This window comes from Saccharopolyspora karakumensis (assembly GCF_004349225.1).
Taxonomy (GTDB): domain Bacteria; phylum Actinomycetota; class Actinomycetes; order Mycobacteriales; family Pseudonocardiaceae; genus Saccharopolyspora; species Saccharopolyspora endophytica.
Genome location: NZ_SMLA01000005.1, coordinates 89,073 through 102,123, shown reverse-complemented (window position 1 = coordinate 102,123; position 13,051 = coordinate 89,073). Strand labels below are relative to the sequence as shown.

12 protein-coding genes are annotated in these 13,051 nt (G+C 71.5%); 5 read left to right on the top strand and 7 right to left on the bottom strand.

Features of this window, described 5'->3' with window-relative positions; translation table 11 throughout:
- Window positions 1–176: 176 nt before the first annotated feature.
- On the bottom strand, window positions 177–767 hold the full coding sequence (locus E1202_RS05335) for a regulatory protein RecX (RefSeq protein WP_132681426.1): 591 nt from the start codon (window positions 765–767) through the stop codon (window positions 177–179).
- 17 nt (window positions 768–784) lie between these two features.
- Complete coding sequence (gene recA / locus E1202_RS05330) at window positions 785–1,840, bottom strand: recombinase RecA (RefSeq protein ID WP_132672583.1); 1,056 nt, start codon at window positions 1,838–1,840, stop codon at window positions 785–787.
- A 271-nt stretch (window positions 1,841–2,111) separates the two neighbouring features.
- Here recA and E1202_RS05325 point away from each other — a divergent pair, with 271 nt between their 5' ends.
- Window positions 2,112–2,843 carry a DUF4383 domain-containing protein gene (locus tag E1202_RS05325; RefSeq protein ID WP_235877727.1) on the top strand — a complete coding sequence of 244 codons (732 nt, stop codon included), beginning with the start codon at window positions 2,112–2,114 and terminating at the stop codon, window positions 2,841–2,843.
- A gap of 39 nt (window positions 2,844–2,882) precedes the next feature.
- Here the strand turns inward: E1202_RS05325 and E1202_RS05320 are convergent, their stop codons facing one another.
- Window positions 2,883–3,077 carry a DUF3046 domain-containing protein gene (locus E1202_RS05320; RefSeq protein WP_132672581.1) on the bottom strand — a complete coding sequence of 65 codons (195 nt, stop codon included), beginning with the start codon at window positions 3,075–3,077 and terminating at the stop codon, window positions 2,883–2,885.
- A 37-nt stretch (window positions 3,078–3,114) separates the two neighbouring features.
- On the opposite strand from E1202_RS05320, the gene E1202_RS32510 reads away from it, so the two are divergent.
- Both E1202_RS32510 and E1202_RS05315 read left to right on the top strand, forming a co-directional pair.
- Complete coding sequence (locus E1202_RS32510; protein ID WP_268952292.1) at window positions 3,115–3,237, top strand: hypothetical protein; 123 nt, start codon at window positions 3,115–3,117, stop codon at window positions 3,235–3,237.
- 92 nt (window positions 3,238–3,329) lie between these two features.
- A complete protein-coding gene (locus E1202_RS05315; protein WP_132681425.1) occupies window positions 3,330–7,895 on the top strand; it encodes an ATP-dependent helicase in 4,566 nt (1,521 codons plus the stop codon).
- A 6-nt stretch (window positions 7,896–7,901) separates the two neighbouring features.
- Here E1202_RS05315 and E1202_RS05310 read toward each other — a convergent pair whose 3' ends face one another.
- The 3 genes from E1202_RS05310 to E1202_RS05300 form a co-directional block, all read right to left on the bottom strand.
- Window positions 7,902–8,420 (bottom strand): GNAT family N-acetyltransferase, encoded by a 519-nt coding sequence (locus tag E1202_RS05310; protein ID WP_132681424.1) that lies wholly within the window; start codon window positions 8,418–8,420, stop codon window positions 7,902–7,904.
- 71 nt (window positions 8,421–8,491) lie between these two features.
- Window positions 8,492–9,247 (bottom strand): maleylpyruvate isomerase N-terminal domain-containing protein, encoded by a 756-nt coding sequence (locus E1202_RS05305; protein ID WP_132681423.1) that lies wholly within the window; start codon window positions 9,245–9,247, stop codon window positions 8,492–8,494.
- Window position 9,248: 1 nt separating this feature from the next.
- Window positions 9,249–9,704, bottom strand: a complete 456-nt coding sequence (locus E1202_RS05300) for an SAV_6107 family HEPN domain-containing protein (RefSeq protein ID WP_132681422.1) — start codon at window positions 9,702–9,704, stop codon at window positions 9,249–9,251.
- Window positions 9,705–9,953: 249 nt separating this feature from the next.
- Here E1202_RS05300 and E1202_RS05295 point away from each other — a divergent pair, with 249 nt between their 5' ends.
- Window positions 9,954–10,517, top strand: a complete 564-nt coding sequence (locus E1202_RS05295) for a GNAT family N-acetyltransferase (RefSeq protein WP_132681421.1) — start codon at window positions 9,954–9,956, stop codon at window positions 10,515–10,517.
- A gap of 58 nt (window positions 10,518–10,575) precedes the next feature.
- Here the strand turns inward: E1202_RS05295 and E1202_RS05290 are convergent, their stop codons facing one another.
- A complete protein-coding gene (locus tag E1202_RS05290; protein WP_132681420.1) occupies window positions 10,576–12,258 on the bottom strand; it encodes a DUF885 domain-containing protein in 1,683 nt (560 codons plus the stop codon).
- A gap of 110 nt (window positions 12,259–12,368) precedes the next feature.
- On the opposite strand from E1202_RS05290, the gene E1202_RS05285 reads away from it, so the two are divergent.
- Window positions 12,369–13,031, top strand: coding sequence for a DUF3153 domain-containing protein (locus tag E1202_RS05285; RefSeq protein WP_235877725.1), 663 nt, complete (start codon window positions 12,369–12,371; stop codon window positions 13,029–13,031).
- Window positions 13,032–13,051: the final 20 nt, after the last annotated feature.

The window sequence follows — 13,051 nt, the reverse complement described above, 5'->3', positions numbered from 1 at the left end:
TACGGGTTCTGCGTTGGCGTTCGCGCGGTCTGACTCACCTTGTCCCCCAGGTCCGTCGAGCGCGACCGACGTCCGCTGCGCCGGTCCACGCGGCGCGCTGGAGCCCAGGGAGAGCGGTCAGCTCCGCTCACGGTATTCACCGGGGTTCACCCCAACGGCCCAGAATCCGCCAGGGGTCAGGAGAAGTCGGAGTCCGCCGCGTCGCCGGCGTTGTCGATCTCCTCCTTGACGATGCGGTAGGCCAGGCCTTCGGAGTAGCCCTTGCGGGCGAGCATGCCGACCAGGCGGCGCACCTTCGCGGTGTAGTCGAGCGATCCGGTGCTGCGCAGCTTGCGCTGCACCAGTTCGCGAGCGCGCTCGGCCTCGGCATCGTTGTCCACGTTGGACAGAGCCGACTCCACGAGGTGCTCGTCGATGCCCTTGCGCCGCAGCTCGAAGCCCAGCGCCTTGCGCCCCAGGCCCTGGGAGCGCTGGCGCTGGTTCACCCATTCCTCGGCGAACGAGGCGTCGTCGATGAGGCCCGCGTCGGCGAACTTCTGCAGCACGCCGTCGGCGACGTCCTCCTCGATGTCCTTGCGCAGCAACGCCTGCCGCAGTTCGAGCCGGCTGCGAGCGCGACTGGCCAGCAGCCGGTACACGATGTCGCGGGCCTGCGCGGCGGGGTCCTCGGGCTTGCGAGGCTGCTTCTTCTCCGCCGCCTCACCATCGCGAGGTTCGGCGCCGGGGGCGCGACGACCCCGCCCCCGGCGCGTTCCTCCGTCGTTCATCCGTGCCAAGGCGTCGATCAGAACTCGACCGGCGCCGGCTCGGCGGCGCTGTCCCCGCCCTCGGCGTCGAGGGTGGCGCCGATGCCGAGCTTCTCCTTGATCCGCTTCTCGATCTCGTTGGCCACGTCCGGGTTCTCCCGCATGAACTTGCGGGCGTTCTCCTTGCCCTGGCCCAGCTGGTCGCCCTCGTAGGTGTACCAGGCACCCGACTTGCGGATGATGCCCTGCTCGACACCCATGTCGATCAGCGAGCCCTCGCGGCTGATGCCGATGCCGTAGATGATGTCGAACTCGGCCTGCTTGAACGGCGGCGCGACCTTGTTCTTGACGACCTTCACGCGGGTCCGGTTGCCGACCGCGTCGGAGCCGTCCTTGAGCGTCTCGATCCGGCGCACGTCCAGCCGCACCGAGGAGTAGAACTTCAGCGCCTTACCACCGGTGGTGGTCTCCGGCGAGCCGAACATGACGCCGACCTTCTCGCGGAGCTGGTTGATGAAGATCGCGGTGGTCTTGGCGTTGTAGAGCGCGGAGGTCAGCTTCCGCAGCGCCTGGCTCATCAGGCGGGCCTGCAGACCCACGTGGCTGTCGCCCATCTCGCCCTCGATCTCGGCGCGCGGCACCAGCGCGGCCACCGAGTCGATGACGATGACGTCCAGCGCACCGGAGCGGATCAGCATGTCCGCGATCTCCAGCGCCTGCTCACCGGTGTCCGGCTGGGAGACCAGCAGCGCGTCGGTGTCCACACCGATCGCCTTGGCGTACTCCGGGTCCAGCGCGTGCTCGGCGTCGACGAAGGCCGCCGTGCCGCCGAGCTTCTGGGCGTTGGCCACGGCGTGCAGGGCCACCGAGGTCTTACCGCTGCTCTCCGGGCCGTAGATCTCCACGACACGACCGCGCGGCAGGCCGCCGATGCCCAGTGCGACGTCCAGCGAGATCGAGCCGGTCGGGATGACCTCGACCGGCGGCCGCGAGTCGTCGCCGAGCCGCATGACCGATCCCTTGCCGAACTGCTTGTCGATCTGAGCGAGCGCCAGCTCCAGCGCCTTGCCCTTGTCCGGTGTCGCTGCTGCCATCGGGGTCCACCTCGGTGAAGTCTTCGAGTCGGGTCTTCGGGCGACTCTCTGGGGAGCGAGTCGTTCACGTCGTTTCAGACGCTACGGGCTGGGACCGACAATCCGACTCGCGGGGTTTGCGGGCCTTCCCGGTCCGCATCCCCAATACTAAGCGAACGGATGTTCGAGCGTCATGCCGACACGCCGGATGCATCACCTGGTCGAGTGACAGTGCGATCAGCACACCACAGGTGGACACTCGGGATTACCTCGCTCGCAGGAGGTGCCCGCAATGCGCATGGATCGCTACCTACCACCGGAACACCCGCTGAACCGCTTCTACCGGATCGCCGCGGCCGTGTTCGGGGCGTGCCTGATGGTCTTCGGCGGGCTCGGGCTGGCCAACCGGGTCCCGCTGTTCACCACCGAGGGAGTCGACGTGCTGGGGCTGTCCAGCAACGGCCTGCTCGCCGTGGTGTCGATCGTCGTCGGCGTCGTCCTGGTCGCCGCCGCGGCCTGGGGCGGCCCCGTCGCCTCCACCACCACGGCCGCCATCGGGGTGCTGTTCTTCCTGTCCGGATTGATCAACCTCGGCCTGCTCAACACCCCGTGGAACGTGTTCGCCTTCGCGATGAGCAACGTGGTGTTCAGCTTCGTCGCGGGTCTGGTGCTGATGTTCTTCGGCTTCTACGGCCGGGTCAGCGGCGGACTCCCGGAGGACAACCCCTACGTGCGCTACCGCCACCACGAACCGCCGGTCCAGGAGGACCCGCAGTCGGTGATCGCCGACGAGCGGAGGATCTCCGAACTGGAACCGATGTGCGCCGACGAACTCGCCGTCGCGGAGAACCACGCCACGCCTGAGCAGCGACGACGGGTCGCAGCGGACCGGCTCGAGCACATGCGCCAGGAGCGCCGCCGCGCCTACGACCACTACCGCGAGGTCGGGGGCACCGAGCAGCAGCAGATCAGCGCCCAGAACCCGTGGGCCGACTTCCAGCAGGAGGACGAGGCCCGGAGCTAGGAGCGGCGGAGCCGCTCGGTTCCGCCGAGCAGACAGCCCCTAGCGGCGCTCAGCGGGGACCTCGAAGGTCTCGCAGACCGCGGCCCAGACCTCCTTGGTCGTGTAGCCGTCCTCCAGTGCCTGGTCCACGGTGCGTCCTCCGAGGGCCGAGAACACGTGGTCCTGGGCGAGCATCTCGGACCGGACCCTGCCGAACTCCTCGGCCATGCGTTGGCGGAAAGCGGTGTGGCGCATCGTCGACCAGCCTACGTGGCGCCCGTACGCTGGTGGTGTGCTGCTCCTGCAGACCGATCCGACCGGTATGTCCACCCCGCTGGGCCAAGTGGTGATCGCCGCGACGCTGATCGCCGTGATCGTGCTGGCCATCCGCTTCTTCTGGCAGAACCGGAAGTGAACGGCCCGCCCCCGCTGCCCCGGTAGACCTCGGGGCCCGACGAGCGTCATCACCAGCGCCGTTCGTCGGTGTCGTGGTCCAGCATGGGGAGCATGAGCGACGTGCTGGACGGTTTCTCCGCCGCGACCCGCGACTGGTTCCGCAGCGCCTTCGACGCGCCCACCGAGGCGCAGCGGGGCGCGTGGCAGGCCATCGCGGCGGGCGAGCACGCCCTGGTGGTGGCGCCGACCGGATCCGGCAAGACGCTCGCGGCCTTCCTCTCCGCGCTGGACCGGCTCGCTTCCGAGGGCGTGCCGGCGGAGCCGAAGAAGCGCTGCCGGGTGCTCTACGTGTCACCGCTGAAAGCCCTGGCCGTCGACGTGGAGCGCAACCTGCGCGCGCCGCTGGCCGGGATCCGGCAGGCCACCCAGCGGCTGGGAGGCGAGCCGCCGGACATCCAGGTCGGCATCCGCACCGGCGACACCCCCGCCGACCAGCGACGTTCCTTCGCCCGCACACCGCCGGACGTGCTGGTCACCACCCCGGAATCGCTGTTCCTGCTGCTGACCTCGGCCGCGCGCGAATCGCTGGCCGGGGTGGAGACGGTGATCGTCGACGAGGTGCACGCGGTCGCGGGCACCAAGCGCGGAGCGCACCTGGCGCTGTCGCTGGAACGGCTCGACCAGCTGCTGGCCCGCCCCGCGCAGCGCGTCGGGCTGTCGGCGACGGTGCGACCGGTCGAGGAGGTCCGGACCTACCTTGCCGGCGGTCGGCCGGTGCGCACCGTGCAGCCCGCCCACCCCAAGGAGGTCGAGGTCCGGGTCGAGGTGCCGGTTCCGGACATGGCCGAGCTCGGCGCGTCCACCGGCGAGACCGGCGAGCAGGCGGCCGAGCAGCACACCTCGATCTGGCCTTCGGTCCAGGAACGCGTCCTGGAACTGATCCGCCGGCACCGCTCGACGATCGTGTTCAGCAACTCGCGGCGGCTGGCCGAACGGCTCACCGCCGGCATCAACGAGCTCGCCGCCGAGCAGCCGGAGCCGATGACCCGGTTCCCGGCGGAGGCCGTCGGCGGTTCCGGCATCGGCTCGGGAGCTCCGCCGGTGGTGGCCAAGGCGCACCACGGCTCGATGTCGAAGGAGCAGCGGGCCGTGGTCGAGGAGGAGCTCAAGTCCGGGCACCTGCCGTGCGTGGTGGCCACCTCGTCGCTGGAGCTGGGCATCGACATGGGCGCGGTCGACCTGGTGGTGCAGATCGAGACGCCACCGACCGTGGCCTCCGGGCTGCAGCGCATCGGGCGCGGCGGTCACCAGGTCGGCGCGGTCTCCCGCGGCGTGGTGTTCCCGAAGTTCCGCGGCGATCTGGTCGGGTGCGCGGTGGTGTCGGAGCGGATGGCGGGCGGGCTGATCGAATCGATCTCCTACCCGCGCAACCCGCTGGACGTGCTGGCGCAGCAGATCGTGTCGATGGCGGCGATGGACGACTGGCCGGTGGCCGAGCTCGCCGCGCTGGTGCGCCGCTCGGCCCCGTACGCGGGACTGCCGGACTCGGCGCTGCACGCGGTGCTGGACATGCTCGCCGGGCGCTACCCCAGCGAGGAGTTCGGCGAGCTGCGGGCGAGGATCGTGTGGGACCGGGTCAACGACGAGCTGCGCGCCCGCCCCGGCGCTCAGCGGCTCGCGGTGACCTCCGGCGGCACCATCCCCGACCGGGGCCTGTTCACGGTGACCACGCCCGGCGACGAGGAGGCCGGGCGCGGTGGCGTGCGGGTCGGCGAGCTCGACGAGGAGATGGTCTACGAATCCCGCGTCGGCGACACGTTCCTGCTGGGCACGAGCGCGTGGCGGGTGGAGGACATCACCCACGACCGGGTCATCGTCACCCCGGCGCCGGGCGAGCCCGGGCGCATGCCGTTCTGGAAGGGCGATCAACCCGGACGGCCGCTGGAGCTCGGCCGCGCTCTCGGCGCCTTCGTCCGCGAGCTGACCGGCGCGGATGGCGACGACGCCCGGGAGCGCATCACGGCGGCGGGGCTGGACGAGTGGGCCCGCGACAACCTGATGTCCTACTTGGACGAGCAGCGGCGCGCCACGCGGCACGTGCCGGACGACCGGACGATCGTGGTCGAGCGCTTCCGCGACGAGCTCGGCGACTGGCGGATGGTGATCCACTCCCCCTTCGGCGCCCAGGTCAACGGGCCGTGGGCGCTGGCGGTCGGCGCGCGGATCAGGGAACGGCGGGGGATCGAACCGCAGATCGCCTCCTCCGACGACGGCATCGTGCTGCGGCTGGCCGACGCGCTCGACGATTCCGGCGCCGAGGTGCTGCCGACCGCCGAGGACGTGCTGCTCCCACCGGCCGAGGTGCAGCAGATGGTCACCGACGAGGTCGGCGGTTCGGCGCTGTTCGCCGCCCGGTTCCGGGAGTGCGCGGCGCGGGCACTGCTGCTGCCGCGCCGGGACCCCCGGCGCCGCACCCCGCTGTGGCAGCAGCGGCAGCGGTCAGCCCAGCTGCTCACCGTGGCGGCGCAGTACGAGCAGTTCCCGATCGTGCTGGAGGCGATGCGGGAATGCCTGCAGGACGTCTACGACGTGCCGGGGCTGACCGAGCTGATGCAGCAGGTCGCGGCGCGCAAGGTGCGGGTCGTCGAGGTCGAGACGCCGACGCCGTCGCCGTTCGCGCGCAGCCTGCTGTTCGGCTACATCGGCATGTTCCTCTACGAGACCGACGCACCCCTGGCCGAGCGCCGGTCGGCGGCGCTGAGCCTGGACTCGACGCTGCTCGCCGAGCTGCTGGGCTCGGAGGCGCTTCGCGAACTGCTCGATTCCGAGGCCCTGGAGGAGATCGAGCAGCAGTTGCAGCGGCTCGCCCCCGAACGCCACGCGCGCGACGCCGAAGGCGCGGCCGACCTGCTGCGCTTCCTCGGCGATCTGTCCACATCGGAGGCCGAGAAGCGCGGTGTGCGGCCGGAATGGCTCGATGAGCTGGCCGAGCAGCGCCGCGTCCTGCAGGTCCGGATGGCCGGCGAGCAGCGCTGGATCCCGATCGAGGACGCGGGCAAGATGCGCGACGCGCTCGGCGTCGCACTGCCGGTCGGCGTGCCGGAGGCGTTCACCGAGCCGGTGGCCGATCCGCTCGCCGAGCTGCTGATCCGCTACGCGCGTTGCCGCGGTCCGTTCACCGCCGATGCCGCTGCCCGGCGGTTCGGGCTGGGCGTGGCCGTGGTGCACGGCGTGCTGGACCGGCTGACCGGCTCCGGACGCCTGGTGCGCGGCGAGTTGCGCCCGCTGGAGGCCGGTGGCGGGGGTGCGCTGGACTACTGCGATGCCGAGGTGCTGCGCCGGTTGCGGCGGGCGTCGCTGGCTCGACTGCGGGCCGAGGTCGAACCGGTGGAACCCGCTGCGCTGGGCCGGTTCCTGCCGGTGTGGCACGGCATCGGCGCGCGGCTGCGCACCGCTCCGACCGTCGACGACGTGTACTCGGTGGTCGAGCAGCTCGCCGGGGCACCGGTTCCGGCGAGCGCGCTGGAGTCGCTCGTGCTGCCCGCGCGGCTGCCCGGCTACTCCCCCGCCCTGCTCGACGAGCTGACCGCGACCGGTGAGGTGAGCTGGGTGGGGTCGGGCTCGCTGGCCGGCGGTGACGGGTGGATCGCGCTGGCCCCCACCGATGTCGCCGACCTCCTGCTGCCGGATCTCCCGGAGGATTCGACGGATTCGCCGCTGCACCGGGCCGTTCTGTCCTCTTTGGGGGGTGGTGCGCTGTTCTTCCGGCAGCTGGCCGACCGGGCCGGTGGGCTGCTGCTGGAGCAGGAGGAGGCCGCACCCGCCGACGACGCGATCACCACCGCGCTGTGGGACCTGGTCTGGGCAGGGGCGGTCACCAACGACACCCTCGCCCCGCTGCGCGCCCTGGTCTCCGGTCGCGGTGCCGCGCACAAACCGCGTCGCAGCGCGCCACGCGGCCGGTACGCGCGGCTGCGCGCCGGACGCCCGTCGATGCCGCCGCGCGGCGGACCTCCGACGGTGTCCGGACGCTGGTCGCTCGCCCCGCAGACCGCCGCCGAGCCGACGCGCCGCGCGCACGCCCGCGCCGAGGCGTTCCTGGAACGGCACGGGGTGCTGACCCGGGGTGCCCTGGACGTCGAGCGGGTGACCGGCGGGTTCTCGGCGGTGTACAAGGTGCTTCGGGCGATGGAGGAGTCCGGGCGCTGCCGACGCGGTTACGTGATCGAGGGGCTCGGCGCCGCGCAGTTCGCGGTGCCGGGTGCGATCGACCGGCTGCGGGCGCTCGCCGGCGACGACGAGGCGAGCAGCGATGCGGTGGTGCTTGCCGCCGCGGATCCTGCGCAGCCCTACGGCGGGGCGCTGGCCTGGCCGGCGCCGATGGGCGACACCCGGCACCGGCCGGGCCGGAAGGCCGGCGCGCTGGTGGTGCTGGTGGCCGGTGAGGCGGTGTTCTACGTCGAGCGCGGCGGCAAGTCGCTGCTGTCGTTCACCGACGACGACGCCGCGCTCCGAGCGGCGGCAGCGGGTCTGGCCCGGGTGGTGCGCGAGGGCTGGCTCGACCAGCTCGCGGTCGAGCGGGCCGACGGCGAAGGCGCCTGGGGTTCGCGGCTGGCGGAGGTCCTCACCGAGGCTGGGTTCCGCGCCACGCCGAAAGGTCTCCGGCTGCGGGCGTGAGCGCCGCTACAGCTGCATGAACGGTGCGGCGTAGGCGAAATCGCCGCGCACGGCCGGGTCGTAGGCGGCCAGCGGGCGGACCTGGAAGTGCGAGGCCCACTCGGGCACCGGCGGCGTGATGCCGAGGTCCGCGGCGGGTTCGAAGCCGAACCGGGGGTAGTACTCGCGGTGGCCGAGCAGCGCGACCAGCGGTTCGCCGAGCGCGTCGGCGGCGCCGAGCACGGCGTGCATGAGCGCTGATCCGATGCCCGCGCGCTGCGACTCCGGGGGCACACCGATCGGCCCGAGCGCCAGCACCGGCACCGCGCCCACGTGCGCCCGGCTGCACACCACGTGCCCGGCGAGCTCCCCGGAACGCTCGGCGACCAGCGACAACGCGGGAAGCCACGCGTCGCCCGCGCGCAGGGCGTCGACGAGCCCGACCTCGACCGGAACGCGGTGCGGGTTCTCGGCGTCGGCGAAGGCCGCGGAGTGCACCTGGCGAATGGCGGCGAGATCGGCGGTGGTTTCGCGGCGGATCAGCATCCGCCCACGATGTGTCACCTCCTCGCTGAGGGCAATCGAATTTCGCCGGACCGGCCACGCCGGGCCGGTGGTCACCGGGTCGCCAGCTGCAGCAGGCCCCAGAGCTGGGCGATGGCGTCCGGATCGCCGCTGGTCTCCACGGCGCGGTTGGGCAAGCGACCCCACATCCACAGGTAAACGGCGCTGGGGTCGCCGCCGACCACCGCGTCCGGGGTCGTGGTGGCCACGTCCTCGGAGCTGGTCACCGCGGCACCGCTCGGGTCCGCGGTGACCAACCAGTTGCGTCCGGGCACGTGCACGCCGACCGAGCAAGGCCGGGTCGCGGTGATCTGCAGCGAGTGCAGCCGGTAGCCGAACCAGGCCCGCAGCACCTCGTCGATGCCGTCGGCGGCGACCTCCGGATCGATCGGCGTGTGCTCGATGCCCGCCGCCGTCTGCACGTCGGCGCGGTGCACGGTGGTGGCGTGCAACATCCGCCGCACCCAGAAGGCCACGGTGTGCTGCTCGGGCCACCAGGTCGGGCACGGGTCGTCCGGCGGCCGGGAGATGAACTCGGCGAGCAGGTCGGCCATCCGGACGGCGAACCGGTTGGTCAGCTCCCGCAGGTCTGGTTCGGCGGGCAGGTCCCAGTGGCGTTGCGCCTCCGGAGATCCGAGCCAGCACAGCACGTCCTCGCACAGATCACCGAGGTGCCGGAGCGTCTGGCCGACCGTGCGGCCGGACGCGCTGAACACCGGTGCGTCGGCGTGCACGTCGTGCGTCGCGGCGGTCAGCAGCTGCGCTTCGACGCCCAGCTGATCGAGCATGCGTCCGTAGTCGAGTCCCACGTCAGTACCGTTCACGCGTCGCCCCCAGCAGGCTCCGCCCCACGATCCCGAGGAATTCCCGGCTGTTGTCCAGCAGTTCGTCGGCGTGCGCGTCGGTCGTGGTCCGGACGCCGGCCTCGGCAGCGGCCCGCCGGTTGGAGCGCGCGGCGAAGTAGGCGGCCCACTCGCGCAGTTCTGGTGCGGCGGCGGTGAGCAACTGCCACACGCTCGCCGGACGCTTGTCCTCACGAGGCGCGGCGCGCGCCACGACCACCGCTGTGGCGGCCCGCAGCGCGGCGAGGTGCGCGGCGATGAATCGCTCACCCGGGCGATCCGCGGTCTCGGCCTCGTGCAGGCAGGTTCGCGCGTGGAGCAGGAGTGAGAGGGCACCGGCGGGCGTGTCCGCCTCCGGCGTGGGTCCCTGGTTCTCGACGGAGTAGCGCGGCGACGGGATCGACAGGTCGGTGGGATAAGACATCGGCTCTCTCCCTTCAGCGGTGAGGCCCGGTGGTGAGGTGCTTCCCCCACCCCACCACCGGACCGAGGTTCGAACGAGAGTTCGTCGAACTCTCGTTCGAACAAACCCAGATTAGCGTCGAACGGAGATCGACTCAAGCGATGCGCTGTAGCTCACCTGTTCGAGTGGGTGCGGACGTGAAGCCCCGGGCGAACAGCGTTGCCCGGGAGCAGGAAAGACCTCGGACGCGAGAGGCGTTAGTGTTCGCCCGTGACCGCTGCGCCATCTCCCAGCTGCGACCGGGTATTCGAACTGACCGCCGAACAGTTGCGAGCGAGACTCCCGGAAGCCCTCCGGATCTACGTGACCGCGATGGGCTACCCACCGGTGACCGCCCAGCAGCGCGCCCCGATGTGGTCGGCACACATGCTCCGCGCGGGCTGGCGCTGCATCGGCGCGTTCAACGACGACGACGAGCTCACCGGCATCGGCTACGGCTACCTCGGCGCCCCGGGGCAGTGGTGGCACGAGCAGGTCCGCCAAGGACTGGCGACCACGGGCGTCGGCGGGGAGTCCTGGCTGGAGGACTACTTCGAGCTCACCGAGCTCCACGTGCACCCGAGCGCGCAGGGCGCCGGCCTCGGCGAGGAGATCCTGCGCAAGCTGCTCGCCGGAGCACCCGGCAGCAAGGTCCTGCTGTCGACCCCGGAGGGCCCGACCCGCGCCTGGAAGCTGTACCAGCGCGTCGGCTTCCAGGACGTCCTGCGCAACTACAGCTTCACCGGCGATCCCAGGCCCTTCGCGGTCCTGGGCCGCCCCCTGCCCCTGTCATGACCGGCGCGGGACTGCGGTGCTCGTCGAGGCGAACACCGCAGTTCCCGTCCCGCCGGTCCTACAGCTCCGCGAGCTGTTCGCGGAGGGTGTCCAGGCCCATCGAGCCCATCTTGAGGGCTTCGGTGTGGAACGCCTTGACGTCGAAGTGCGCACCGTGGCGCTGCCGGGCCTCGTCGCGAGCGGCGCGCCACAGGCGTTCGCCGAGCTTGTAGGACGGGGCCTGACCGGGCCAGCCCAGGTAGCGGTCGATCTCGTCGCGCACCTGCGCCGGGTCGGTGATGGTGCGGCTGAGCATGAACTCCAGCCCCAGCTCCGGCGTCCACCTCTCCCCCTCGTGGAACCCCGCTCCGGCCGGGATCTCCAGCTCCAGGTGCATGCCGATGTCCACGACCACGCGCGCGGCGCGGAAGAGCTGGTCGTTGAGCATGCCGAGCAGGTCGCCGTCGTCGGAGAGGTAGCCGAGCTCGCGCATCAACCGCTCCGCGTAGAGCGCCCAGCCCTCGCCGTGACCGGACACGAAGCAGGCCAGCCGCTGGAACTTGTTGAGCCGCTGGGCCTCGTGCACCGAGGTCGCCACCTGCAGGTGATGCCCGGGCACGCCCTCGTGGTACACGGTGGACACTTCGCGCCAGGTCGGGAAGTCCTGCCGGTCGGCGGGAACCGACCACCACATCCGGCCGGGACGGGAGAAGTCGTCGGTGGGGCCGGTGTAGTAGGCGCCGACGCCCCCGCCCGGCGGGGCGATCTTGCACTCCAACCGCATCAGCGCGTCCGGGATCTCGAAGTGCGTTCCGCGCAGATCGGCCAGGGCCTGGTCGGACAACCGCTGCATCCACTGCTCGAACTCGCGCTGGCCGCGCACCCGGTAGCGCTCGTCGGTGTCGAGCACGGCCGCGGCCTCGGCCAGCGTGGCGCCGGTCTTGATCCGGTTCGCGACCTGCTTCATCTCCGCCTCGATGCCGGAGAACTCCTGCCAGCCCCACTCGTAGGCCTCGCGCAGGTCGAGCTTCGCGCCGGTGAAGTAGCGCGACCAGAGCCGGTAGCGCTCCTCGCCCACCGCGTCCTTCTCCGGCGCCTTGGGCAGCAGGTCGCCGCGCAGGAAGTCGGCCAGGCCGGCGTAGGCCTCCGCAGCCGATTCCGCGGCCGTCTCCAGCTCCCGGCGCAGCGAGTCCTCGACGCCCTGGGCGCGGCCGACCATCGCGGCGAAGAACGACTCCTCACCGTTGCGCCCGGACCAGGTGTCGCACTGCTCGGCGACCTTGCGGACCTGCCGCGCCGCGGAGACGTTGCCCGCCGCGGCCGCTTCGGTCAGCCCCGCGCGCAGGCCCCGGACCGCTTCGGGCATCGCCGAGAGACGGCGGCCGATGGTTCGCCAGTCGGCGTCGGTGTCGCCGGGCATCAGGTCGAAGACCTGCCGCAGATCCTGCGCGGGGCTGGCGATCACGTTCAGCGAGGACATGTCCGCGCCGATCTCGTGGAGTTCGAGGTCGAGCCCGATGCGCTCGGTGAACACCGCCTTCGCGATGCGCTCGGCGTCGTCGGCCGGTTCGGCCTCGCGCACCTCGGCGAGGCTGCGGGCTGCCAGTTCGGCGCGCGCCCGGTGGCCGTCGGGCGAGTAGTCGGTCAGTTGCTCTTCCCCACCGGGCAGGCCCAGGTAGGTGCTCGCGATCGGATCGAGCGCCGCCAGCTCGTCGACGAACCGATCGCTGATCCCGTGTACGCCGTTGTGGTCAACTCCCATGCGGCCACGCTAGCGCGCACTGAAAGAACCGACGCGATACGACGAAAAGCGGACACGGCCGACGATCACACGAACGGCGAACTCCCCGCTTCGATGGCAGCATCCCTCGCGTGGAGGGGAACACACCGCGCCGAACCCTGTTGGTACTGCTGATCGTCCTGCTCGGCACGATGCTCAGCGGATGCCTGCACGTCAGGTCCGCCATGACCATCTCCGGCGACGACATGGTGTCCGGGGAGGTGCTGGTGGCCACCGAAACACCGGACGGCAAGGTTCCGTTCGACCTCCGGCCGCCCCCGGAGCTGGCCGATCGCGTCCAGGTCCGGCCCTACCAGGAGGGCACCAGGGTCGGGGCGAACCTGTCGTTCAACGACCTCTCCTTCCAGGAGGTCGAGCAGCTCGCAGCGGCGATGAGCCCGGCGGATTCGCGCTTCTCGCTCCAGATGCACCGCAGCGGTACGCTGGTGATCTTCCAAGGTCAGGCGGACCTGACGCCGCTGGCCGACACCGACAGCGGCATCGAGCTCAAGATCAGCGCACCGGGTCAGACCACCACGACCAACGGTGAGGAGAGCGCGGGCACGGTCACCTGGCTGCTGAGCCCGGGCGAGGTCACCCAGCCGTACGCAACGTTCCAGTTCACCACCGGCTCCGGGATGGACTGGATCGGGTGGGCGCTGCTGGTGGGCGGAGTCGCGATCGTCGCGGCGGTCCTGATCGCCACGCTCGCCCTGCGCAACCACCTGCGAACCCGGCCCGGCGCCAAGCTCTGATCGCCGCCTTCGCGAGACCA

Coding starts and splice junctions, on each gene's coding strand:
- E1202_RS05335 (WP_132681426.1), bottom strand. CDS start 767: ATGAACGACGGAGGAACGCGCCGGGGGCGGGGTCGTCGCGCCCCCGGC.
- recA (WP_132672583.1), bottom strand. CDS start 1,840: ATGGCAGCAGCGACACCGGACAAGGGCAAGGCGCTGGAGCTGGCGCTC.
- E1202_RS05325 (WP_235877727.1), top strand. CDS start 2,112: ATGCGCATGGATCGCTACCTACCACCGGAACACCCGCTGAACCGCTTC.
- E1202_RS05320 (WP_132672581.1), bottom strand. CDS start 3,077: ATGCGCCACACCGCTTTCCGCCAACGCATGGCCGAGGAGTTCGGCAGG.
- E1202_RS05315 (WP_132681425.1), top strand. CDS start 3,330: ATGAGCGACGTGCTGGACGGTTTCTCCGCCGCGACCCGCGACTGGTTC.
- E1202_RS05310 (WP_132681424.1), bottom strand. CDS start 8,420: ATGCTGATCCGCCGCGAAACCACCGCCGATCTCGCCGCCATTCGCCAG.
- E1202_RS05300 (WP_132681422.1), bottom strand. CDS start 9,704: ATGTCTTATCCCACCGACCTGTCGATCCCGTCGCCGCGCTACTCCGTC.
- E1202_RS05290 (WP_132681420.1), bottom strand. CDS start 12,258: ATGGGAGTTGACCACAACGGCGTACACGGGATCAGCGATCGGTTCGTC.